We start from the raw sequence: 22,776 nt of genomic DNA, 5'->3' as shown, positions 1-22,776 counted from the left end.
GATCACTTCGAGAACCTGTCAGGAACTCGGGGGCTGATCGGTCTGGTGTGTGTAGGCATTTCGAGAGAAGGAGCCACACCATGACCGGTCAGCATCGGATCGTCGTCCTCGGCGCCGGGTACGCGGGACTCACCGCGGCCCGTGCCCTCGCGAAGAAGACTCGCGACTCCCAGATCACCGTCGTGGACGGCCGCGCCGAATTCGTGCAGCGGGTGCGTCTGCACCAGGCCGCCGCCGGTCAGCCGGTCAAGCGGCTCGACCTGCGGAAGTCGCTGGGACGCAAGGGCATCGAATTCCTCCAGGCGCGGGTCACCGACCTGGACCCGGATCGCAAGATCGTCGCCCTGGACGGCGAGTGGACGTTGCACTACGACACCCTCGTCTACGCGCTCGGCAGCCAGGCCGACCGCGACGCCGTGCCCGGAGCGGCCGAGCACGCGAAGTTCGTCGCCACCGCCGAGGACCTGACGGAACTGTCGGGTCAGATCGTCATCGTCGGCTCGGGCCCGACCGGCATCGAACTGGCCACCGAACTCGCTGAGTCGCAGCCGGATTCGCGGATCAGCCTGCTCGGTACCGAGGACCCGGGCGCTTGGCTCTCGCCGCGCGCGCACCAGTTGATCCGGGACGCGCTCACGCGGGCCGGCGTCGAAATCCGTTCCGGCGTCAAGGTTGTCGAGGTGCTCTCCGATGCGGTTCGCCTCGCCGACGGCACCCTGGTGCCCGCCGATACCACCGTTTGGACCACCGGTTTCACCGTCCCCGATCTGGCTCGTCGCGCGGGTCTGGAGGTCGCCGACGACGGCCGTATCCGCACCGACGACACGCTGCGCTCGGTGTCGCACCCCGACATCTACGCCGTCGGCGACGCCGCGCTGATGGTCGGCGTGGACGGCCGCCCGCTGCGGATGGCTTGCGCGACAGCGATTCCCGCCGGCCAGTACGTGGTCGGGGCCATCACGGCGCGGGCGCGTGGCCGCGAACCCGAGCCGATGAAGGGCCGCTACGTCGCGCAGTGCATCAGCCTGGGCCGCCGTGACGCGGTGTTCCAGGTGGTCAAGGCCGATGACACCCCGACGAGCACGGTGCTCACGGGCCGTGTCGGGGCGCTGATCAAGGAACTGATCGTGCGCGGCACGGCCTTCACGGTCGGCCTGCGATAGTCCGACCGGAGTGGCGTAATCGCCCTCTTCGCGGCCGTTGGGTCAGATCTGACCGGGGGCCGCGAAGTGGGGCGATCGCGCCGGGGTCGTCCGGTGCGGTCAGGTGGCGGTGTCTCGTCTGCGGCGCGGCCACCGGCGTCGAGCGTGTCGGGTCAGCGGCCCTGCCCAGGGCGCGATCGCGATCACGAGGAGCACGCTGAGCCATGGCAGCCGCCACCACCAGCGCACATCTCGTGCGAGCGCCGTCGTCGGCTCGGTCAGCAGACGTGCCGTAGACGACCACACCACGAACGCGTCCCCGATGGGCATCAGGCCGAAGGCGTACCGCTTGGAGCCGGGCAGGCCGACCGGCAGTCCGAGCAGCTCACCTGCGGAGCCGATCGCGGCCGCCAAGTCGCTGTCGCCGTTCACGCGGGCGGCGCCCTGGGCGACAACAGTGGCGGAAAGGCTGACTCCGGCGACCAACGGTCCCGAATCGACGTCACCGCTCCCGTCGACACCCTTCGGATATTCGCGAATGGCGGGCCCGAAACCGCCTGGATAGGTCAGGTATCGGTCTCGGTACCGCGCGTAGTGGCTCTTCGCGAATGCTGGGTCGATCTCGGGCAGGAATCGAAGTATCACTGTCTGTGAGGTTGCCCGGGCGCCGGTCAGCATCGATCCGTCGGTCGGTGAAACCTGATGCGGCAGTAGGCCGGTCGCGGGGTCGAGGCGGGTCTCGGCCTGCGCGAGCCAGCGATCTATCACTGCCGTGTACTGCGCCCCGAACAGCTTGTCGTGCAGGCGAAGGGAAGCCACCGCGACGGTCGAATCGACCGGCCACGCCTGACCTCGATAGGCCTGGAGAAACGGTGTGCCGGCCGCGGAGAACGCCTGTGCGATCTCGGCGCTGTGCGTGGAGAACTGGTGCACCGCAGTGGTATCGGAGCGATCGAGCGACAGGATCGCGCCCCGCAGCCAGTTGGTCCACCCGGCCCAGAACACTCCGTACGCGGGCTGCAACCCGGGGCTGAAAACCGCACGGCCCTCGTCGGATTCGGTTCTGGCCAGCGCCCAGCGTGCTTCGCGGAGCGCGTTGTCACGCAGTCCTGGATCGGTGTGCGCGGCCTGTACCCAGGCGAGGCCGTAGAGCACGTTCGAGAAGACGTACCCCTCCGGAAACAGTTGCTGCGCAGCGGTATCCGAGCCGTCGTCGAGCGCGTCACGCACGAAGGCCAGCTGGCGCGCGGTCGACCCGGGCTGCCCGTCCAGGCCCGGTTGCGGCCACAGCAGTCGCCCGGCTCCGATCAGGCACGCCGCCGTCACGATGATCCCCACCACGCGCGGCGCCCAGCGCCGAATTCTCCCCATGGCGACACTCTGCCAGGAATTTGCCGTCAACCAATCGTTGACGATCCGACATCGTCAACCTATGGTTGACGCATGAGCACTCCGAACTTTCGCCTCGACGACCTCATCGACGGCATCAAGAAGGCCCGCCCCGACAACGTCCTCGACCAACTCTCCGACGCGGTGGTCGCCGCCAATCACCTCGGCGAGACCGCCGACCACCTGATCGGCCACTTCGTCGACCAGGCTCGCCGTTCCGGCGCCTCCTGGACCGATATCGGCGCCAGCATGGGCGTCAGCAAGCAGGCCGTGCAGAAACGCTTCGTGCCCAAGGGTCCGAGCGACGCGGCCGCCATGGATCCGCAGGCGGGCTTCGCCAAGTTCACCGACCGGGCCCGGCAGGTGGTCGTCGGCTCGCAGGAGGCGGCCCGCGCCTCGGGGAGCAGTCAGATCGCGCTCGGGCATCTGATCCTCGGCCTGATCGGCCAGCCGGAAGGTCTGGCCGCCAAGGAGATCATCGCCAGGGGTGTCGCACTCGACGCCGTGCGCGCTGCCGCGGCCGCCTCGCTGCCCGCCGCCGACGGTGACGTGCCCGCGCTCATCCCCTTCGACGGCGACACGAAGAAGGTCCTCGAGCTCACCTTTCGCGAGGCGCTGCGGCTCGGTCACAACTACATCGGCACCGAGCACATCCTGCTGGCTCTGCTGGAACAGGAGAACGGCGCGGGCGTACTCAGCGGTCTGGGCCTTGGCAAGGCCGTCGTAGAGGCCGAGCTCGTCGAGCTGCTGAATCAGTTCCTGGCTTCGGTGCAGGACGAGACCTGAGAACGCGGGGGCGCGCCCGGTGTGTCCTGCGCGCTGGGCGCGACCTTGCACTCTCACCACCTGAGTGCTAAAAATGGCTTGGCACTCGTGACTGTTGAGTGCCAGGTCGGGACGGTGAGATCGGGTTCCATCGACACCCTCGGTCGTCCGTCGCGGGCACCTCCTGGCCAGCGTACTTTGGGGCGATCCAACCTGTGGTCGTCTCGTGTGTCAGCCATAGACATGTGGAGGATCTCAACGCAATGGCCAAGACAATTGCGTACGACGAAGAGGCCCGTCGCGGTCTCGAGCGGGGTCTGAACGCCCTCGCCGACGCTGTCAAGGTGACGCTGGGCCCGAAGGGTCGCAACGTCGTACTCGAGAAGAAGTGGGGCGCCCCCACGATCACCAACGATGGTGTGTCCATCGCCAAGGAGATCGACCTCGAGGACCCGTACGAGAAGATCGGCGCCGAGCTGGTCAAGGAAGTCGCCAAGAAGACGGACGACGTCGCCGGCGACGGTACGACCACCGCCACCGTGCTCGCCCAGGCGCTCGTGCGTGAAGGTCTGCGCAACGTCGCGGCCGGCGCGAACCCGCTCGGCCTGAAGCGTGGCATCGAGAAGGCCGTCGAGGCCGTCACCGCCAAGCTGCTCGACACCGCCAAGGAGATCGACACCAAGGAGCAGATCGCTGCTACCGCTGGTATCTCCGCGGGCGACCCGGCCATCGGCCAGCTCATCGCCGAGGCGATGGACAAGGTCGGCAAGGAAGGTGTCATCACCGTCGAGGAGAGCAACACCTTCGGGCTCCAGCTGGAGCTCACCGAGGGCATGCGCTTCGACAAGGGCTACATCTCCGGTTACTTCGTGACCGACCCCGAGCGTCAGGAAGCGGTCCTCGAGGATCCGTACATCCTGCTCGTCTCGTCCAAGATCTCGACGGTCAAGGACCTGCTGCCGCTGCTGGAGAAGGTCATCCAGGCCGGTAAGCCGCTGCTGATCATCGCCGAGGACGTCGAGGGCGAAGCCCTGTCGACCCTGGTCGTGAACAAGATCCGTGGCACCTTCAAGTCTGTCGCCGTCAAGGCGCCGGGCTTCGGTGACCGTCGCAAGGCCCAGCTGGCCGATATCGCCATCCTCACCGGTGGCGAGGTCATCAGCGAAGAGGTCGGCCTCTCCCTGGAGACCGCAGGCATCGAGCTGCTCGGCACTGCGCGCAAGGTCGTCATCACCAAGGACGAGACCACCATCGTCGAGGGTGCGGGCGACGCGGAGGCCATCAAGGGCCGCGTGGCGCAGATCCGCGCCGAGATCGAGTCCTCGGATTCGGACTACGACCGTGAGAAGCTGCAGGAGCGTCTGGCCAAGCTGGCCGGCGGTGTCGCGGTGATCAAGGCCGGTGCCGCCACCGAGGTCGAGCTCAAGGAGCGCAAGCACCGCATCGAAGATGCCGTGCGCAACGCCAAGGCCGCCGTCGAAGAGGGCATCGTTGCCGGTGGTGGCGTCGCGCTGCTGCAGGCCGCCCCCGCGCTCGATGGCTTCAGTGGTCTGACCGCTGACGAGGCGACCGGTGTCAACATCGTGCGCGTCGCGCTGTCGGCTCCGCTCAAGCAGATCGCCTTCAACGCGGGCCTCGAGCCCGGCGTCGTGGCCGAGAAGGTCTCCAACCTCCCCGAGGGCGAAGGCCTGAACGCCGACACCGGTGTCTACGAGAACCTGCTGGCCGCCGGCGTTGCCGACCCGGTCAAGGTCACCCGCTCGGCCCTGCAGAACGCGGCCTCCATCGCCGCGCTCTTCCTCACCACCGAGGCAGTAGTCGCCGACAAGCCGGAGAAGTCCGCCCCCGCGGGCGACCCCACCGGCGGCATGGGCGGCATGGACTTCTGATCTCCTGATCAGCTGGCCCAACGCAAATCACGTAGACCGGTCCACCACTCGGTGGGCCGGTCTTCGGCATGAAATAGGGGAGTGAACGTGGCGATCGTCCACACGGTCCGCAAGTACTGGTTGTTCTGTGTACTGATGGGGATAATTTGCGGCTGGGCGATCCTGTCGGGTCTGCTCGACCTGGTCGACGGCACGGTCACATGTCACGACTGGAGCCCCCTCGTCCTGGATTTCACCAGCTACGACATGGCCCCAGACGACAACTCGTGTGCGATGTCGAAGTCCGGCGCCAACTACGCGGACGTGAAGATGATCAACAATGTCCTGGACTCGGTGCGGGTCATCGTCGGTGCGGCGATGTTGTGGATAGGTTGTTCGAGCCTGAACGACCTGGCGAAGAAGGATCTCGCACCGCCGTCGGACGGGTAGTCGGATGAGTCACGTCTCGTGGTCGAATGCGATGACCAGTTGTGGGCGGATGGGGAGCGGGCCAGGGCTGGTGTTGTGGAGCGCTGCTACCAGCGCGCTCAGCTCGGCGGGGAGAAGATCGAGCGTAAGAACGCCTTCGTCGAGGGCGGCGCCCCCTGAATCGGAGTCGGAGGGGGAGAAGGTGATCGAGCGTCCGTCGCCGGAGATCGTCAGTGTTCTGCCGTGGGGGAGGCGATTGACGAGGGCATCGGCGATTGCGGGGCAGGCATCGACATGGTCACCAGCTTCGAACCAGTTGCCCGAGGAGTAGACGTAGCGAGCCAAATTCTGAAGGAAGCCGACCGGCCACACCGGCGCCTCGTGTTCTTCGGGCCGACGGGTGAGGCGGAACGTGAATTCGAAGCCCCAACCGGACTCGTCGGGATTCTGGGATTCCTTCTCGTCCAGCTCGGTCATTCCGAAACTTATGTAGTGCAGCCGTGAGGCCGGATAGATCATCCACGCGCCGATCTCAATGAAAGTGATCGGTATGCAGCTGATCGAGCAGGCGGGTTCGTGCGAGCTCAGCCGACCGGTGTGAGGCGGAGGCGTTCGGCGAGTTCGTTGAAGATGTAGAAGTTGGGGATGGTGCTGACGGGGGCCAGCGACATCCACACGCCGGAGAGTTTGATGCGGATGTGGCCGCTGCGGGCGTCGATGAGCTGGATGTCTTCCCAGGACAGGGCTTCGCTGCGGAAGGTGAGGGCGTCGAGGGAGAGGGAGAGGTCGCCGAAGGGGACGGTTTCGCCGTTGTCGATGGCGGCCACCGCGGCGGGGAGTTGGGTTGCGGTGACGGCGGATTGGATGGCGCGGGCCCATTCACGGGCGCGGGCGAAACCCTCTTCGTCGATGGTCGCTTCGACACCGCCGGGGCCCGACAGCTCCAGCAGGTAGGTGACGGGGGTGGTGTCGTGGAACGGGATCGCGTGCTGACGCACTTCGGTGCTGTCCCACCGGAATCCGGCCACGCGCTGACCCGAGCGGTAGACGGTGACGCCCTGGTCGAACAGGTCGATGCGGGCGGCGCGGTTCTGCCGGTTGATCACCCCGCGGCGCAGTGCGAGCAGGACGGGCGCGCCGGCGATCACGAGCAGTGCCACACCGCCCTGCCAGCCGCCGACGGCCGCGACGATGATGCCGATGGTGGCGATACAACCCGCGACGATGCCACAGCCGCGCACGAAGGTGTCGTCGGCGGGGGTGGCGAGAAAGGTGTCACGGTGCGCGCCGAGCTGCTGATACTCCGCCATCAGGTGTATCAGTTGGGTCAACGGCACCGCGTGCCGAGCATCGGCTACGTCCTCCGGCCTGTTCGGAGTGATCACTCGTCCCTCCAAGAGGCGTTTTCATCCGCGGCGAAGCGTATGCGAACCGGCGGAATATTGCCACCGGTACGGAGATGAAATTCTGGCCGCGACCGGGCGGAATGGCTCAGCCGATGGCGAAAGCGACGAAGAATCCTGCCGCGGTTGCCATTCCGACCCACCAGCCGCCTTCGCGATAGGCCTCGGGGACGAGCGAGTCGGCCAGTACCGCGATCGTGGCGCCGCCCGCGAACGCTTGGACCGCGCTGATCGCGGTCGTCGAAACCGAGTCGGCGTAAGCGTTTCCCAGCACGGTCACCGCGACGAGCACCGCGGCGGTCACCGCCCAGAGCGCGAAGGTCCGGCCCGCCTCGAACCCGTGCTGCTCGCGCATGAGTACCGCCCCGCTGACCGCTTCGGGCACATTGCCCGCCGCGATCGCGACCACCAACACCAATCCGCCTCCGCCACTGAGGGATACACCCAGTGCGAGGTTCTCCGGCACGCCGTCGAGCACCGTCCCGAGCAGCAACGCCCAGCCGATAGCGGCGGGCCCCAGTTTGTTCTCGATGAGATGGTTGGCGACCACGTACACCCCCGCGCCGGCGAACAGCGCGCTGCCGGCGAGCAGCGCGCCGTCGCGGTGGAAGGCGGGCGCGAAGAGCTCCTCCGATATCGCCGCGATCATCGTGCCCGCGCCGAACGCCATCATCGCGGCGAGCACGGCTTTCGGCAGCGTCCACCGCAGCCCCACCGCCACCCCGATCAGCAGCGGGACCGCGGTACCGAGGCCGTACAGCAGGGCGGTAGACATGCCGAGAGCCTATTCGGCTGTGCGCGACTAGGGTGGTTGACGTGTTGGTTGTGGACGAAGGCGAACCCACGGCACCGGCGATCGTGTTCCTGCACGGCATCCCCGGCTCGGTCGACTGGTTCGCCGCGGTCGCCGAGCGGATGGTCGCGACCTTCCGGGTGATCCGCGTGGACATGCACGACTTGGGCGCCGACGGCGACTTCAGCGCCGCGGCCCGCACCGCTCCGCTCGTCGCCCTCATGAACGACCTCGACCTCACCGACGTGACGGTGGTCGGCCACTCGTTCGGCGCCGAGATCGCGCTGGAACTCGCCGCCGCGTCGCGTCGGGTGGCTCGCGTCGTGGTCGTCGGCCAGGCTCCGGACTACCGGGCCGCGAGCATCCCGACCGCCGCGAGATGGGTGGTTCGTCCGTGGTCGGTGCGCTTGGCGCAACGGTGGACACCCGGACCGGTGATCCGCCTGGCGAACCGTTCGGTCTTCGCGCCCCGATTCCGTTACGACTCGGCGCCCGGCCTGGCCGAAGCGCTGGTCCGCGATTTCCGTACTGCCCTTCCCGGCGGCCTCGCCTACGCGGTGGGCGGCCGTGCCGCCGACTTCGCGGCCGCCCCGCTCGACATCCGCGCGCAAGCCCTCGACCAGCCCGTCCTCGCCGTCCACGGTCGTCACGACAACCTCTACGACAGCACCGAGACCCTCGCCCGCTTCGCCGCGGCGGGCGCCGACACCCACCTCGTCGAGCACGCGGGCCATTCGCCCCAGGTCGAGCAACCGGACGAGTTCGTCTCCGTGCTGGGCGAATTCATCAGATCCCACTGACGGCGGAGACCACGAACGTCCCCGGTGTGCCCTGCGCCCCCAGCGGTCCGCCCTTGTCGAACTGTGAGGAGACGATCAGCGCCTGCTCGCCCGAATGCACCATCGTGGTAGGAACATTCAGCGCGGGATCGTGGAATTCGCCGGTGCGGGTGGCGGTGGCGCCGTTGTCGCCGAGGGCCCAGCGGCTGATGGTGTTGTCGAGGTTGTGAACGATCCACAGGGTGTCCCCGCGCAGGTCCAAGCCGTCGCCGTGGCGCGCATCGCCACCGGTCAGCGCCACCTTGCGAATCGTTTCCGGGCCGCCGGTGAGGTCGATGCGGTACAGCTCGGCCGCTGACATGGCGACGACGATCAGATACGTCCCGGCCGGGTCGGCGACAATTCCGTTGAGCTCGAACACCTTCGGCTCACGCGGTCCGAGGGTGGCGGTCAGGTCGTAGGCCACGGTCAATTCGCCACGGCCGGAGCCGACGACCGCTCGGTAGACGACATTGCGCCCGCTGTCGGTCAGGTAGGCGGACCCGTCCGCCCCGAAATCCAGATCGTTGACGAAACGTGGTGCGTCACCGGGTACTGCGAACTTCGCGAGCAGTGCGCGTGACCCGGTGTCGTACACACTCACGCCCACACCGGAATCGATCACCCACAGCCGACCGCTCCGATCGACCTTCACGCCGTTCGCTGTCTTCCTGCCGTCGGCGCCCGCGGGCAGGAACACCTCCGCGCGCGCGGCGTCGGCCGTCGCCCGGTAGACGGCTCCGTCCGCGAACGACCCGACATAGGTGTCACCGTTGCGCGCGTCCAAGCCGATGCCCTCGGGATATACGGCGCTGCCCGGCAGTTCGTAGGCCGTGCTCAGCGTGGGTGTGGCAGGCGAGGTCCCGCACGCGGTCAGGGCCAGGCATGCGGTGGCGACGGCAATGGTTCGCAACATGATGAAGCCTCTCAGTGATGTAATGCTGAACATCAAGCGATAGGCAGTAATGTAAATTAGAGTCGTTATGATCGTCAAGAGAGTTACGAAGTGATGGGCGGATATCATGCACCCATGACGTCCATGCCCGCCGCCGAGAGGCTCGGCTCGTACATCAAGCGCGCCGAGCAAGCCCTGATCGCGACCAAGACTGCCGCGCTGAAACCGGCCGGGCTGACCGTCGCGCAGTACAGCGCGCTGTTGCACCTCGCGGAGAACCCCGGCATCTCGGCGGCCGCCCTGGCCCGGCTGGCCGGCGTCACCCCGCCGACGATGAACACCGTGCTGACCAACCTCCAGGAGCGCGGCCTGGTGGATCGGACCCCGCACGAGTGGCACAAGAACGTGCTGGAGACTCGCCTGACCGAGGCGGGACGGTCGGTGATGGCCGATGCCGACACCCGCGCGATCGCGGTGGAGCGCACACTGGCCGATCGATTCACCGCGGCGGAACTGGCGGCGGTGCAGGAACTGCTCACGCGCAGCGCGCAGGCACTCGACGAGATCCGCGACAACCTGCCGTGACGAAAAAGAGCCCGCCGGAAAGTTCCGGCGGGCTCGGGCGTAGCTCGGCGTCAGCGCTCGGCGGCGACTTTCACCTTGCTCAGCGTCTCATACATCCCCGAGACCAGGTCGGCCTCGAACTTCTCCTCGCCGCCCATGGCGACCTTGATCGTGCCCCGCAGCCAGCCCGGCAGGCCCTTGGCGTCGACGGTGCGCGTCTCGACGACGCGGGTGCCGGTGGCGGTCGGCTCGAGCTCGTAGGCCCAGACCGTGCGGTTCTCGTTCATCCGGAACGCCAGCGCCTTGTTCGGCTCGAAGCGCACGATCCGCGAGGTGGTCGGGTAGACCTTCCAGCCCACCTTGTTGACGTTGACGGTGAAGGCGCCGTCGCGAACGCCGCCGAGCGCGACCATCTTCAGGGTTGTCGGACTGAGCTCGGACATGCGGCGCAGATCGGCGAGTACCGACCAGACCTTCTCCGGCGGTGCGGCGATGTCGATGCTGGCTTCGAGAGTGTTCGGCAACAGTGCCTCCGGGTATGCGTGACGGGCTGTCACGCTCAGCATAGGCACCCCCATGGGGACCGGCCCCCGCCCGTAGGTGAATTCTTGCAGGCTGATCGCAACCCGGGCGCGGCGGCTGAGGCAGCGCAGAACCAACCGCGGCGCGCGGAACGCGGAGGCGAACCCCGCACGGCGGGACCCGTGCTCGAATTCCGCACCACGATCACCGCAGGGGTGGACAAGGCCGTCGGACTCCCGGCGATCACCGGGCTCCACCGGTCCCACGGCGGGCCGGTGACCGGAGGGCCGGCGCGGTGGGCGAGCCTGAAAGCAGGGATTGTCCAGGTCGCCGCGCCGCGGGCGGTGTCCTGCGCCTCGGTCGGGTCGCCGAGCATCGGCAGCGCCACGTAGAGCTGTCCGGCGACGAGAATCCCTACGGCACAGATTGTCGCGGCTGTTCTGCCTGTCGGCGCTCACCCCCGGTCCGTCGTTTCAGTAGTCGCCGACGGGCTCGAGCCCGTCGCTCAGCGGAGTGGTCATGGGAACAGGAGTACCCCGCCCAGCGCTCGGCGGCAATGATTTGTCGCACCCTGCGCTGATCCGATTGCGCCGTATTCGACTGTCCGGCAGTCACATCGGTTGTCACCGGATCCGTCTGCTCGTGGGTATCGGCGATCAGCGGATGTGAGTACCGCGCTTCGGTACACTCACGTTTCACATCGCGGTTGCCCCAGCGCGTCGATGACGTGTCGGCGATGCCGATATTCACGATCCCGTGCTGTCGACGGCTTCGTTCTCATGAGTGAATCGGCTCATGTAGGGCCCGCGCGCGCCCCGAGTTCCTTGGTCTTGTGTCCCATGGCAAAAAATTCTAGAAAATTCCTTTAAAACACTCCCACTTCACATTGTCACTGGGTATCGTCCGAGACGGCAAATGGCCAGTGACAACGAAGTCACAAAACATCGACTTGGAGTGACACATGCTTTACAACATCACTGACGACAGCAGCGACGGCAACATCCTGACCCTGCTGCTCGGCCTGCTCACCAGCTCGCTGAGCACCGGTTCGGTGCAGGGCTCGGGCAACTGAGCCGTCTGTAGCCATCTTTCGGCTAACGCGCGGTTGGCCGATTGGGCAGCCGAAGGGCCTGATCCATGACGAGGGGATCAGGCCCTTCGGTATTGTCAGCGACAATGTCACAGGATGCGAATACGGGACGAATGTATGCCGGGCAACCCGTAGAGGACCGGCAACGCCAGCGGCGTGCGCGTTTTCTGGAGTCAGGCCTGACGGTCTTCGCGCGCGACGGGTATGCCAACAGTTCGGTCGGTGCGATCTGTAAGGACGCGGGACTATCGTCTCGGCAGTTCTACGAGGAGTTCACCGGTCGCGAATCTCTGCTGCTGGAGCTGTACGAGCAGATCGACCGACATTCGCGCGAGGCGGTGGCCACCGCGCTCGAGGACAAGTCCGAGGCGACCGTACTCGAGCAGATCGATGCGGCCGTGCGGGCCTACGTCGAGTCGATCGGCAACGATCCCCGCAAGGCGCGGGTCGCGTTGGTCGAGGTGGTCGGAGCAGGCCCCAAGGTCGAGAAGTTCCGCCTGGAACTGCGCCGCGTGTGGGGTTCGCTGCTGGCCAGCGCCGCCGAGGACGCGGCCATGCACGGCGAAATCCCGCCCGGCGACTACGAACTGCGCGTGCTCGCCATCATCGGTGCGGTGAACTACGTGGTCGACGGCTGGAGCGGCAGCGACCCACGCCCGCCGCTCGACGAAGTGATCAAGGTGCTGAGCCGGGTGATCCTGGGCGCGGTCGGGGCTTGATGGCGCGGGTCGAGATCGTCCCGATCCAGGTACCCGACGGCAGCACCTTGCCGGTGCGTCTCATTCCGGCCACCGGTGCGCACCGGCATCCGGTCACCCCGGACGCACCACGCGCGGTCGTGGTCATCGTCCCCGGTCTGGCCGTGCCCGGCGAGTTCTACGAGTACTTCGGACACCGGCTGGCCGCGTGCGGATTCGATGTCGCCATCGGCGAATTGCGTGGTCAGGGCGAGAGCACCCGCCGACCCGATGGCGAGAGTACCTACGGCTACCACGAATTGGTCTCGGTGGACTTTCCGGCGATGCTGGCCGCGGTGCGCAACCGGTTCCCCGCCAGCACGCCGTACCTGCTCGGCCACAGCATGGGCGGGCAACTCGCGGCGATGTACGCGGCCAGGGTGCGCGGCAGGCTCGGTGGCCTGATCCTGATCGCCTCCGGCACACCGTATTTCCGGGGGTATCGCGGGGTGTTCGGTCCGGGCGTGCTGGTGGGCACCGCGGCGGTGGCGGTGGCGTCGAACCTGGCCGGGTTCTGGCCGGGGGACCTGCTCGGCAAGCGCGCCTACGGCAGGCAGTCCAAAGTTCTCATGTCGGACTGGGCCAGGCTGGCGCGTACCGGGCGCTTCGTGCCCGTCGGCGCCGATATCGACTACGACGAGCGGATGTCGCGGCTGAAGTTCCCGGTGCTGTCGATCACCGTCGCCGGTGACGACATGGCCCCGCAGACCTCCGCGGATCACCTGCTGAGCAAGCTGCCCGGCACACAGGTCACCCGGTGGTTCCAGCCGGAGGCCCTCGGGCACAACGGCTGGATCACCGATCCGGACTCCACCGTCGACGCGGTGGAGAAGTGGCTGCGCGACCGCTGACCCTCAGGCCGAGCGGCGCCCCTCGATCAGCATCTGGATGAAGAACTCGTAGACCAGCGCGGACAGGTACGCCGACTGCTTGTTGTCGGCGGCGCCGCCGTGACCACCCTCGATGTTCTCGTAGTACCAGACGGTGCGATTCTGGGACTCCAGGAGCGCGGCCATCTTTCGCGCATGGCCGGGATGGACCCGGTCGTCGCGGGTGGAGGTGGCCAGCAGGATCGGCGGGTACTGCTTGCCGGTGTCGGTGTTCTGATACGGCGAGTACTCGCTGATGTAGGCCCATTCCTCCGGCTTGTCCGGGTCACCGTATTCGGCGACCCACGACGCGCCCGCCAGCAGCAGGTGGTAGCGCTTCATGTCCAGCAGCGGCACCTGGCAGACGATGGCGCCGAACAGTTCCGGGTACCGGGTGAGCATCACGCCCATCAGCAGGCCGCCGTTGCTGCCGCCGATCGCGCCGAGCCGGTCCGCGGTGGTGATGCCGCGGGTCACGAGGTCGCGCGCGATGGCGGCGAAGTCCTCGTAGGCGCGGTGGCGGTGCTCTTTCAGTGCGGCCGTGTGCCATTCGGGGCCGTACTCGCCACCGCCGCGGATGTTGGTCATCACGTAGGTGCCGCCGCGTTCGAGCCAGTTCATGCCCGCCGAGCCGAGATAGGCCGGAGTCTTGGAGATTTCGAAGCCGCCGTAGCCGTTCATGATCGTCGGGCCCGGCGTGCCGCGCCGGTCGCGATGGCGGATCACGAAGTAGGGCACCGCGGTTCCGTCGTCGGAGGTCGCGAAGAACTGTTCGGTCTCGATGCCGGTGGCGTCGAAGTAGCCGGGGGCCTGCTTCAGCGTCACCGCGGTTTCGCCGATCGCGCTGCTGAGCAACGTGGTCGGCGTGGTGAAACCGGTTGTGGTGAGCATGAACTCGTCGCCGCCCTCGAGTGGGTCGAGGTTGGCCACCGAGGTGGACGACATGGCGGGGGAGTCGGCGAGCTCGCTGCTCGCCCAGCCGTCCGGGCCGGGGGTGAGCACGCGGAATCCGGTCTGCACATCGCGCAGGGTGGTGAGGATCAGGTGGCTCTCGGTCCAGCCCCACGATTCCAGTGAGGTGTGCGGATCCGGGGCGAAGAGAACCTCGAATTCCCGCGCCCCGGAGAGGAATTCGTTCAAATCGGTGACCAGCAGGCTGCCGGGAGCGAAGGTGGTCTCGCCCGGTGTCCACTCGGTCTTCAAGCGCACCAGCAGCCAGTCGCGGTACCAGTCCACGTCCGCGTCGGTGGGGGTCTCGATCAGCCGCCACTCCCCGTCGTCGAGCAGCGATACCTCGCTGTTGAAGAAGTCGGTCGACCGGTGCAGATAGTGCCGTTCGTAGCCGGGGTGGCGGTCGTATCCGGCGCCGATCGAGACGTCGCTCGACTTGCCCTCGAACACCGTTTCGGCAGCGGACAATTCGGTGCCACGCCGCCAGCGCTTGGCGATGCGCGGGTATCCGGAATCGGTGAGTGATCCCGGCCCGAAATCGGTGCCGAGGTAGACGGTGTCGGCATCGATCCAGCCGATCCGCGACTTCGCCTCCGCGACGAAGAACCCGCCGTCCTCGGGCGCGACGAAGTGCCTGGTGGTCAGGTCGAATTCGCGCTCGACGGTCGCGTCGGCGCCGCCACGGGACAGGTGGATGATGGCGCGCTCCTGCGACGGCCGCAGCACCGCGGCGCCCGCCCACACCCAGTTCTCCCCGTCGGCCTCGGCCAGCGCGTCGACGTCGATCAGCACATCCCACTCGGGGGCGTCGGTGGCGTAGGACTCGAACGTGGTCCGCCGCCACAACCCGCGCTGATGCTCGGCATCACGCCAGAAGTTGTACAGCCACGGCCCCCGTCGGCCGGGATAGGCGATCTTGGTGTCGTCGTCGAGCATCGCCAGTACGCGACGCTCCATCTCGGCGAATCGGTCGGTCGCCGCGAACCGCCGCCCCACCACGTCGTTGCGGGCGCGCGCCCAGTCCAGCGCGCCCTCGTCGGTCACGTCCTCGAGCCAGAGATAGGGATCGGTCACGTTTTCTTCAACGCCGCTTATCCCCACATTGTTGCCGATGCGGCCGATCGCGGTCACACTCGTGCTGGTTTGTGGTTTGCCACGCCAGGGCATCGGGCCTGCGCGCATAATCCCCATACCTGGTAGGTACGGGTAGTGGTCGAGGTTGCCGTGCTGTTGCGTGTTGCCCCGGTCGGGGTAGGGGAGTGTGTTCTCCTGATTCGGTGACCTCGCTACAGACAGCGGTACGCACCGGGTCCCCGACCCTCAACCTTGTCTTGGCCACCTGGGTTTCGGCCATCAACTTCTGGGCGTGGAACCTCATCGGTCCTCTCTCTCCGAACTACGCCGACAAGATGGCGCTCAGCAGCATGGCGGCCTCGATCATGGTGGCGATGCCGATTCTCGTCGGCTCGCTGGGCCGGATCGTGTCGGGCGCGCTCACCGACCGGATCGGCGGCCGGATGATGTTCATCGGGGTCTCGCTGGCCTCGATCGTGCCGGTCGTCGCGGTCGGGATCGCGGGCAGCATCGAGTCCTACCCGATGATGCTGGCGTCGGCTTTCCTGCTCGGCATCCCGGGCACGGTGTTCGCCGTCGGTATCCCGTTCGCGAATTCCTGGTACGTGCCCGCCCGGCGCGGCTTCGCGACCGGAGTGTTCGGTGCGGGCATGGTCGGCACGGCGGTGTCGGCGTTCTTCACACCCCGGTTCGTCCGCTGGTTCGGGTTGCTGCCCACCCATCTGATCGTGGCGGCCGCGCTCGCGGTGACCGCGGTGCTGTGCATCCTGTTCATGCGCAACTCGCCGGACTTCACTCCGAACACCGACCCGGTGCTGCCCAAGCTGCGCGCCGCGATGAAGCTCGGTGTCACCTGGGAGATGTCGTTCCTGTACGCGGTGGTGTTCGGCGGCTTCGTCGCCTTCAGTTCGTATCTGCCGACCTACATCAAGAATGTGTACGGGTTCTCCGCGGTCGACGCGGGCACGCGCACCGCCGCCTTCGCGCTCGCCGCGGTGATCGCCCGGCCCATCGGCGGCGCGCTGTCGGACCGGATCGCGCCGAAGTACATCGTGGTCACCTCGCTGGCCGGGACGGCGGTGATGGCGGTGGTCGCGGCTTTCAAACCGCCGGCCGACGTGGCCTCGGCGGCCACGTTCATCACGATGGCGCTGTTCCTCGGGATCGGTACCGGCGGCGTCTTCGCCTGGGTGGCCAGGCGCTCGCCGAGTTCCAGTGTCGGCAGTGTCACCGGAATCGTCTCGGCCGCAGGCGGTCTCGGTGGCTACTTCCCGCCGCTGATCATGGGTATCACCTACGACGAGGCAGGCCACAGCTACACCATCGGGCTGCTGTTGCTCGCCGCTACCGCGCTGGCCGCCCTTGTCTACACCTCGGTAAAACTGCGCGCCGTCGAACAGTGCCCCGCCGCAACTTGATCCGACCTCGTCGAAGGAGACAGATCCAGTGCCATCCCCAGCGCGAATCGGCGGTGCCGTCGAAGACCTGCTCGTGCGCAGCGGCCGGTTCTTCACCCCCGGTGTCGAATCCGCGGATCTGCGCACTGTCAGCCGCATCGGCGGTCGTGAGGGCGACATCTTCTATCGCAACCGTTGGAGCCACGACAAGGTGGTGCGATCGACCCACGGGGTGAACTGCACCGGGTCGTGTTCGTGGAAGGTCTACGTCAAAGACGACATCATCACCTGGGAGACCCAGGACGTCGACTACCCCTCGGCCGGTCCCGACCGGCCGGGTTACGAGCCGCGCGGCTGCCCCCGTGGCGCCGCCTTCTCCTGGTACACCTACTCGCCGACGCGGGTGCGCTACCCCTACGCGCGCGGGGTGCTGGTCGAGATGTATCGCGAGGCCAAGCGGCGGCTGGGCGATCCCGTGCTGGCCTGGGCCGACCTGCAAGCCGACCCGGAGCGGCGCCGCGCGTATCAAAAGGCCAGGGGGATGGGTGGTCTGGTACGGGTGAGCTGGGACGAGGCCGTCGAGATGATCGCCGCGGCGCACGTGCACACCATCGCCGAATACGGTCCCGACCGGGTGGCCGGGTTCTCGCCGATCCCGGCGATGTCGATGGTCTCCTTCGCGGCGGGGTCCCGGTTCGTCGAGATGATCGGCGGGGTCATGACCTCGTTCTACGACTGGTACGCCGACCTGCCGGTGGCCTCGCCGCAGGTCTTCGGCGACCAGACCGACGTGCCGGAGTCGGGTGACTGGTGGGACGCCTCGTATCTGATGATGTGGGGCTCCAATGTGCCGGTGACACGCACGCCGGACGCCCACTGGATGGCCGAGGTGCGCTACCGCGGTACCAAGGTCGTCACGGTCAGCCCCGACTACGCCGACAACACCAAATTCGCCGACGAATGGATGCCGTGCGCGGCGGGTACCGACGGCGCGATGGCGATGGCGATGGGCCACGTCATCCTCACCGACTACTTCGTGCGCGAACGGGAACCGTTCTTCGTCGACTATGTCCGCCAGTTCACCGATCTGCCCTTCCTGATCAGCGTGGTCGAACGTGACGGCCGTCTGGTTCCCGGCAAGAATCTCACCGCCGCCGATCTCGGCTCCAGCGCGGAGAACGCCGCCTTCAAGCCCGTGTTCATCGACAGCGTCACCGGTGAGCCCGCGGTACCGCACGGCTCGCTGGGGTTCCGATTCGGGCCGGAGGGCGTCGGGAAATGGAACCTCGACCTCGGCGACCTACAGCCCGCGCTGACCGCCGACGCGGGCGACGGGCGGTCGGTGATCGTGACGTTGCCGCGTTTCGACACCGTCGACGGCCACGGCGAGACGATCGATCGTGGTGTGCCGGTGCGGATCGTCGCGGGCCGCCCGGTCTGCACCGTCTTCGACCTCATGCTCGCCCAGTACGGCGTGGCACGGCCGGGGTTGCCGGGGGAATGGCCGAGCGGCTACGACGATCCCGGTTCGCCGTACACCCCCGCCTGGCAGGAGCCGATCACCGGCGTCTCGAGCGCGCAGGTGATCCGGATCGCCCGCGAATTCGCCACCAACGCCGTCGATTCCGGCGGACGCAGCATGATCATCATGGGCGCGGGCATCTGCCAGTGGTTCCACGGCGACGCCACCTACCGCGCGATTCTGGCGATGCTGCTGCTCACCGGCTCGATGGGCCGCAACGGCGGCGGCTGGGCCCACTATGTCGGGCAGGAGAAATGCAGACCGGTGACGGGCTGGTCCACCGTCGCGATGGGCACCGACTGGTCGCGCCCGCCGCGCCTGATGGCAGGCACGTCCTACTGGTACGCGCACACCGACCAGTGGCGCTACGACGGGTACCGCGCCGACGTGCTCGCGGCGCCGACCGGTCGCGGTCTGTTCCGCGACAAGCACACGATGGACGTGATGAGCTCGGCGGTGGCCATGGGCTGGACGCCGTTCTACCCCCAGTTCGACCGTTCGTCGCTGGACCTGGCCGACGAGGCGGCCGCCGCGGGCCTCGACCCGGTGGCCTACACCGTCGACCAATTACACAGCGGCACACTGCGTTTCGCGGTTCAGGATCCGGACAGCCCGAAGAACTGGCCCCGGGTCCTGAGTGTATGGCGGTCGAATCTGCTCGGTTCGTCGTCCAAGGGCAACGAGTACTTCCTCAAACATCTGCTCGGCACCGGTTCCAACGTGCGCAACACACCCGCGGGTCCCGGGCACCGTCCCGTGGATGTGGTCTCGCCTGATCCGGTGCCGGAGGGCAAGCTCGATCTGCTGATGTCGATCGACTTCCGGATGACCTCGACCACTCTGTTCTCCGACATCGTGCTGCCCGCGGCGACCTGGTACGAGAAGGCCGACCTGTCCAGCACGGACATGCACCCGTTCATGAACGCCTTCACCCCGGCCATCGATCCACCGTGGGAAACCAAGTCCGACTTCGACGCCTTCGCCGCGATCGCGCACGCCTTCTCGGCGATGGCTCGCGTGCACCTGGGGACGAGAACCGATGTCGTGCTCGGCACCCTTCAGCACGACACACCCGGCGCGATGGCCTACCCCCATGGCACCCAGTCGAATTGGCAGACCACGGGCGAGGTGCCGATACCGGGCAAGACGATGGGTCCACTGGCCGTCGTCGAACGCGACTACGCGGCGATCGCCCAGAAGTGGGCCGCGCTCGGACCGCTGGTGGAGCAGAAGGGGATGACCACCAAGGGCGTCACGGTGTTTCCCGATCAGGAGGTCATCGAGCTGGGACACCTGCACGGGGTGATGGATTCCGGTGTGGCGGTAGGTCGTCCGGCGATGGAGACGGCGGAGAAGGCGGCCGAGACCATCCTCATGCTGTCGGGCACCTCCAACGGCAGGCTCTCGGTCGCGGGGTTCGAAGAGCTGGACCGGCGCACCGGGCGTTACATGGTCGAGCTGGCCGAGGGCAGCGAGGAACGACGAATCACCTTCGCGGAGACCCAGGCTCGCCCCGTGCCGGTGATCACCAGCCCGGAATGGTCGGGCAGTGAGACCGGTGGCCGCCGCTACGCGCCCTTCACCCAGAACATCGAATACCTCAAACCGTTCCACACGCTCACCGGCCGCATGCACTTCTACGTCGACCACGACTGGCTGGAGGAGCTCGGCGAGGCATTGCCGATCTACCGCCCGCCGCTGGACATGGCCAAGCTCTACGGCGAACCGGCGATCGGCGAGCGCGACGGTATCGGGTTGAGCGTGCGCTATCTGACACCGCACTCCAAGTGGTCCATCCACTCCGAATACCAGGACAATCTGCTGATGCTGGCGCTCTCGCGCGGCGGCCCGACGATGTGGATGAGCCCGGCCGACGCCGCGAAGATCGGCGTGCGCGACAACGAATGGGTCGAGGCCCTCAACCGCAACGGTGTGCTGGTGTGCCGCTCGGTGGTGTCGCAGCGGATGCCGGAGGGCGTCGTCTACGTGTATCACGCCCAGGAACGCACCATCGATGTTCCGCTGTCGGAAACGACCGGAACCCGCGGTGGCATTCACAATTCGATCACCGAGCTGCTCATCAAACCCACCCACCTGGCGGGCGGGTACGCCCAGACCTCGTTCGCGTTCAACTATCTCGGCCCGACCGGAAACCAGCGCGACGAAGTCACCGTGGTCCGTCGCCGTAGCCAGGAGGTGACGTACTGATGAAAGTCATGGCGCAGTTGGCGATGGTGATGAACCTGGACAAGTGCATCGGCTGTCACACCTGTTCGGTGACCTGTAAACAGGCGTGGACCAACCGCACCGGCACCGAATACGTGTGGTTCAACAATGTGGAAACCCGCCCGGGACAGGGTTATCCGCGCACGTACGAGGACCAGGAGAAGTGGCGGGGCGGCTGGACCATGAAGAAGGGCCGGTTGCGTCTGCTCGGCGGCGACCGGTTCAGCAAGCTCGCCAATATCTTCGCCAATCCGAAGATGCCCGCGATCGGCGACTACTACGAGCCGTGGACCTACGACTACGAGAACCTGACCAATGCCCCACTGAGCGATCAGATCCCGGTGGCAGCGCCGCGCAGCCTGCTCACCGGTGAACCGATGATGATCAAGGGTTCGGCCAATTGGGACGACGATCTGGCCGGGTCGCCCGAGATCCTCCCCGGCGACCCGGTGCTGGCGAAGGTGAGCGAGAAGGTCAAGGCCGATCTCGAACAGACCTTCATGTTCTATCTGCCGCGCATCTGCGAGCACTGCCTCAATCCGGCGTGCGTCGCGTCCTGTCCCTCCGGTGCGATGTACAAGCGCACCGAGGACGGGATCGTGCTCGTCGATCAGGACAAGTGCCGCGGCTGGCGGATGTGCATCTCCGGATGTCCGTACAAGAAGGTGTATTTCAACCACAAGACGGGCAAAGCGGAGAAGTGCACCTTCTGCTATCCGCGCGTGGAGGTCGGCTTGCCGACGGTGTGCGCGGAAACCTGCGTGGGCCGGTTGCGCTATATCGGGCTGATCTTCTACGACGTGGACAAGGTGCTCGACGCCGCCGCCGTCGCCGATGAGCGCGATCTGTACGAGGCGCAGGTGGATGTACTTCTCGATCCCGCCGATCCGGACGTTGTCGCGGGAGCGCGTGCCTCGGGTATTCCGGACAGCTGGATCGAGGCGGCGCGGAGATCCCCGATTCACGCGCTGATCAAGGACTTCCGGGTTGCGCTTCCGCTGCATCCGGAATATCGGACGATGCCGATGGTGTGGTACATCCCGCCGCTGTCGCCGGTGGTCGACGCCGTCAGCCGCGACGGTCATGACGGCGAGGATGTGGGCAACCTGTTCGGCGCGCTCGAATCGTTGCGAATTCCCCTGGAATACCTGGCCGGACTGTTCACCGCCGGCGATACCGACGCGGTGGCGGTGGTTTTGCGCAAGCTGGCCGCGATGCGGTCGTATATGCGCGACATCAACCTCGGACGTGAACCGCGAGCGGAGATTCCCGCGGCGGTCGGGATGACCGAGGAGAAGATGTACGAGATGTACCGGCTGCTGGCGCTGGCGAAAATCGAGGACCGCTACGTGATTCCCTCGGCCTACGCCGATCAGGGGCATCAGCTCGAGGAATCCGTAGCCGACTGCGCCCTCGACTTCGACGGCGGACCCGGCATGTACGAACAGGTCTCGGGCCCCTTCGGCGAGACCAGTGGCAAGCCGGTGCCGGTCGCGGTGGAGACCTTCCACGCGCTCAAACAGCGTCAGACCAGTGAATCCGTCCCTTCGACCGGCGGCTCCCGTGTCAACTTGCTGAACTGGGACGGCAAGGGCGCACCGGAAGGCATGTTCCCCGGTGGCCGGAAATGATGCGCGCTCGCGCGGCCCGGCGCGCCGCCGAGCAGCGGCTGGTGTGGCAGGCGGCCTCGCTGCTGCTCGCCTACCCCGACAGCGAACACCGAACGCGGCTCGAACTCGTCACGCGACTGTGCGCCCACCTGCCGGGCGAGCAGGCCCGACCGTTGCTGCGGGTGGTGACAGAACTGGGCGAGCTATCCGAAGTCGCTGCCGCACAACAGTTCACCGCGACATTCGACCTGCGCAGGCGGGCGACGCTGCTGCTCACCTACTGGACCGACGGCGATACCCGCAATCGCGGCATGGCGATGCTCGCCTTCACCGAGGCGTACCGCGGCGCGGGTGTGGAGCCGCCGACCGGCGAGGTCGCCGACCACCTTCCCGTCGTGCTGGAGTTCGCGGCCACCGTCGACCCCGTCGCCGGCGCGGCCCTGCTCACCGCGTATCGGCGCGCGATCCACGCGATCGGACTCGCACTGTCGGACGAGGATTCGCCCTATGCCCCGGTGCTGGCCGCGGTGGTCGCGACCCTGCCGCCGGCGACCGAACAGGATCTCGGCTGGGCCCGCAGGCTGGTCGAGGTGGGACCGGCCGCCGAATCGGTGGGACTGGCGCCGTTCACTCTCACCGTGCCGCCGCGCCGAAGCGCGCACGAGCGCGAACCCGCTGTAGTGAAAGGACATCGGTGACATGGCTGCCAACG

The 22,776-nt window shown here is 67.1% G+C and carries 19 protein-coding genes; 12 read left to right on the top strand and 7 right to left on the bottom strand.

The window, feature by feature from the left end; genetic code table 11:
- Positions 1 to 80: 80 nt before the first annotated feature.
- Complete coding sequence (locus ACFQ9R_RS15295) at positions 81 to 1,163, top strand: NAD(P)/FAD-dependent oxidoreductase (RefSeq protein WP_378991194.1); 1,083 nt, start codon at positions 81 to 83, stop codon at positions 1,161 to 1,163.
- Positions 1,164 to 1,262: 99 nt separating this feature from the next.
- Here the strand turns inward: ACFQ9R_RS15295 and ACFQ9R_RS15290 are convergent, their stop codons facing one another.
- Positions 1,263 to 2,513, bottom strand: coding sequence for a hypothetical protein (locus ACFQ9R_RS15290; RefSeq protein ID WP_378991192.1), 1,251 nt, complete (start codon positions 2,511 to 2,513; stop codon positions 1,263 to 1,265).
- 72 nt (positions 2,514 to 2,585) lie between these two features.
- Here ACFQ9R_RS15290 and ACFQ9R_RS15285 point away from each other — a divergent pair, with 72 nt between their 5' ends.
- The 3 genes from ACFQ9R_RS15285 (at position 2,586) to ACFQ9R_RS15275 (ending at position 5,614) form a co-directional block, all read left to right on the top strand.
- Positions 2,586 to 3,317 (top strand): Clp protease N-terminal domain-containing protein, encoded by a 732-nt coding sequence (locus ACFQ9R_RS15285; RefSeq protein ID WP_378991190.1) that lies wholly within the window; start codon positions 2,586 to 2,588, stop codon positions 3,315 to 3,317.
- A gap of 242 nt (positions 3,318 to 3,559) precedes the next feature.
- Positions 3,560 to 5,185, top strand: coding sequence for a chaperonin GroEL (gene groL / locus ACFQ9R_RS15280; protein ID WP_266294031.1), 1,626 nt, complete (start codon positions 3,560 to 3,562; stop codon positions 5,183 to 5,185).
- Between the two features lie 87 nt (positions 5,186 to 5,272).
- On the top strand, positions 5,273 to 5,614 hold the full coding sequence (locus tag ACFQ9R_RS15275; RefSeq protein ID WP_378991188.1) for a hypothetical protein: 342 nt from the start codon (positions 5,273 to 5,275) through the stop codon (positions 5,612 to 5,614).
- A 9-nt stretch (positions 5,615 to 5,623) separates the two neighbouring features.
- On the opposite strand, the gene ACFQ9R_RS15270 is transcribed toward ACFQ9R_RS15275, so the two are convergent.
- The 3 genes from ACFQ9R_RS15270 to ACFQ9R_RS15260 all read right to left on the bottom strand — a co-directional run bounded on the left by ACFQ9R_RS15270 (position 5,624) and on the right by ACFQ9R_RS15260 (position 7,771).
- Complete coding sequence (locus ACFQ9R_RS15270) at positions 5,624 to 6,112, bottom strand: suppressor of fused domain protein (protein WP_378991186.1); 489 nt, start codon at positions 6,110 to 6,112, stop codon at positions 5,624 to 5,626.
- A gap of 65 nt (positions 6,113 to 6,177) precedes the next feature.
- Positions 6,178 to 6,978, bottom strand: a complete 801-nt coding sequence (locus ACFQ9R_RS15265; RefSeq protein ID WP_378991184.1) for a DUF6585 family protein — start codon at positions 6,976 to 6,978, stop codon at positions 6,178 to 6,180.
- A 106-nt stretch (positions 6,979 to 7,084) separates the two neighbouring features.
- Positions 7,085 to 7,771 carry a ZIP family metal transporter gene (locus tag ACFQ9R_RS15260; protein WP_378991182.1) on the bottom strand — a complete coding sequence of 229 codons (687 nt, stop codon included), beginning with the start codon at positions 7,769 to 7,771 and terminating at the stop codon, positions 7,085 to 7,087.
- 41 nt (positions 7,772 to 7,812) lie between these two features.
- Between ACFQ9R_RS15260 and ACFQ9R_RS15255 the strand changes: the two genes are divergently transcribed.
- Positions 7,813 to 8,589 (top strand): alpha/beta fold hydrolase, encoded by a 777-nt coding sequence (locus ACFQ9R_RS15255; protein WP_378991181.1) that lies wholly within the window; start codon positions 7,813 to 7,815, stop codon positions 8,587 to 8,589.
- Here ACFQ9R_RS15255 and ACFQ9R_RS15250 read toward each other — a convergent pair.
- Entirely contained in the window at positions 8,576 to 9,523 is a 948-nt protein-coding gene (locus ACFQ9R_RS15250; protein ID WP_378991179.1) for an SMP-30/gluconolactonase/LRE family protein, read from the bottom strand. The genes ACFQ9R_RS15255 and ACFQ9R_RS15250 overlap by 14 nt on opposite strands.
- A gap of 114 nt (positions 9,524 to 9,637) precedes the next feature.
- Between ACFQ9R_RS15250 and ACFQ9R_RS15245 the strand changes: the two genes are divergently transcribed.
- Positions 9,638 to 10,087: a MarR family winged helix-turn-helix transcriptional regulator gene (locus ACFQ9R_RS15245; RefSeq protein ID WP_378633870.1), complete on the top strand. Its 450-nt coding sequence runs from the start codon at positions 9,638 to 9,640 to the stop codon at positions 10,085 to 10,087.
- Positions 10,088 to 10,137: 50 nt separating this feature from the next.
- On the opposite strand, the gene ACFQ9R_RS15240 is transcribed toward ACFQ9R_RS15245, so the two are convergent.
- Positions 10,138 to 10,590: an SRPBCC family protein gene (locus ACFQ9R_RS15240; protein WP_378991249.1), complete on the bottom strand. Its 453-nt coding sequence runs from the start codon at positions 10,588 to 10,590 to the stop codon at positions 10,138 to 10,140.
- 1,174 nt (positions 10,591 to 11,764) lie between these two features.
- Between ACFQ9R_RS15240 and ACFQ9R_RS15235 the strand changes: the two genes are divergently transcribed.
- Both ACFQ9R_RS15235 and ACFQ9R_RS15230 read left to right on the top strand, forming a co-directional pair.
- Positions 11,765 to 12,397 (top strand): TetR/AcrR family transcriptional regulator, encoded by a 633-nt coding sequence (locus tag ACFQ9R_RS15235; protein WP_378916482.1) that lies wholly within the window; start codon positions 11,765 to 11,767, stop codon positions 12,395 to 12,397.
- Complete coding sequence (locus ACFQ9R_RS15230; RefSeq protein WP_378991177.1) at positions 12,397 to 13,266, top strand: alpha/beta fold hydrolase; 870 nt, start codon at positions 12,397 to 12,399, stop codon at positions 13,264 to 13,266. The genes ACFQ9R_RS15235 and ACFQ9R_RS15230 overlap by 1 nt, the downstream gene beginning before the upstream one ends.
- A gap of 3 nt (positions 13,267 to 13,269) precedes the next feature.
- Here ACFQ9R_RS15230 and ACFQ9R_RS15225 read toward each other — a convergent pair whose 3' ends face one another.
- Positions 13,270 to 15,309, bottom strand: coding sequence for a prolyl oligopeptidase family protein (locus ACFQ9R_RS15225; RefSeq protein WP_378991176.1), 2,040 nt, complete (start codon positions 15,307 to 15,309; stop codon positions 13,270 to 13,272).
- Between the two features lie 203 nt (positions 15,310 to 15,512).
- Here ACFQ9R_RS15225 and ACFQ9R_RS15220 point away from each other — a divergent pair, with 203 nt between their 5' ends.
- From ACFQ9R_RS15220 to narJ, 4 genes are read left to right on the top strand one after another with little or no spacing between them, the layout of a single operon-like run.
- Positions 15,513 to 16,727: an MFS transporter gene (locus tag ACFQ9R_RS15220; protein WP_378991174.1), complete on the top strand. Its 1,215-nt coding sequence runs from the start codon at positions 15,513 to 15,515 to the stop codon at positions 16,725 to 16,727.
- Positions 16,728 to 16,755: 28 nt separating this feature from the next.
- Positions 16,756 to 20,436 carry a nitrate reductase subunit alpha gene (locus ACFQ9R_RS15215; protein WP_378991172.1) on the top strand — a complete coding sequence of 1,227 codons (3,681 nt, stop codon included), beginning with the start codon at positions 16,756 to 16,758 and terminating at the stop codon, positions 20,434 to 20,436.
- Positions 20,436 to 22,085, top strand: coding sequence for a nitrate reductase subunit beta (narH, locus tag ACFQ9R_RS15210; RefSeq protein ID WP_378991170.1), 1,650 nt, complete (start codon positions 20,436 to 20,438; stop codon positions 22,083 to 22,085). The genes ACFQ9R_RS15215 and narH overlap by 1 nt, the downstream gene beginning before the upstream one ends.
- Positions 22,085 to 22,762: a nitrate reductase molybdenum cofactor assembly chaperone gene (narJ, locus tag ACFQ9R_RS15205; protein WP_378991247.1), complete on the top strand. Its 678-nt coding sequence runs from the start codon at positions 22,085 to 22,087 to the stop codon at positions 22,760 to 22,762. Before narH ends, narJ begins: the two co-directional genes overlap by 1 nt.
- Positions 22,763 to 22,776 lie beyond the last annotated feature (14 nt).

The organism is Nocardia sp. NPDC056541 (assembly GCF_042794235.1).
Taxonomy (GTDB): Bacteria; Actinomycetota; Actinomycetes; order Mycobacteriales; family Mycobacteriaceae; genus Nocardia.
This window is presented reverse-complemented; position numbering and strand designations above follow the sequence as displayed.

Coding starts and splice junctions, on each gene's coding strand:
- narH (WP_378991170.1), top strand. CDS start 20,436: ATGAAAGTCATGGCGCAGTTGGCGATGGTGATGAACCTGGACAAGTGC.
- ACFQ9R_RS15245 (WP_378633870.1), top strand. CDS start 9,638: ATGACGTCCATGCCCGCCGCCGAGAGGCTCGGCTCGTACATCAAGCGC.
- narJ (WP_378991247.1), top strand. CDS start 22,085: ATGCGCGCTCGCGCGGCCCGGCGCGCCGCCGAGCAGCGGCTGGTGTGG.
- ACFQ9R_RS15270 (WP_378991186.1), bottom strand. CDS start 6,112: ATGATCTATCCGGCCTCACGGCTGCACTACATAAGTTTCGGAATGACC.
- groL (WP_266294031.1), top strand. CDS start 3,560: ATGGCCAAGACAATTGCGTACGACGAAGAGGCCCGTCGCGGTCTCGAG.
- ACFQ9R_RS15285 (WP_378991190.1), top strand. CDS start 2,586: ATGAGCACTCCGAACTTTCGCCTCGACGACCTCATCGACGGCATCAAG.
- ACFQ9R_RS15290 (WP_378991192.1), bottom strand. CDS start 2,513: ATGGGGAGAATTCGGCGCTGGGCGCCGCGCGTGGTGGGGATCATCGTG.
- ACFQ9R_RS15250 (WP_378991179.1), bottom strand. CDS start 9,523: ATGTTGCGAACCATTGCCGTCGCCACCGCATGCCTGGCCCTGACCGCG.
- ACFQ9R_RS15260 (WP_378991182.1), bottom strand. CDS start 7,771: ATGTCTACCGCCCTGCTGTACGGCCTCGGTACCGCGGTCCCGCTGCTG.
- ACFQ9R_RS15295 (WP_378991194.1), top strand. CDS start 81: ATGACCGGTCAGCATCGGATCGTCGTCCTCGGCGCCGGGTACGCGGGA.
- ACFQ9R_RS15235 (WP_378916482.1), top strand. CDS start 11,765: ATGTCACAGGATGCGAATACGGGACGAATGTATGCCGGGCAACCCGTA.
- ACFQ9R_RS15230 (WP_378991177.1), top strand. CDS start 12,397: ATGGCGCGGGTCGAGATCGTCCCGATCCAGGTACCCGACGGCAGCACC.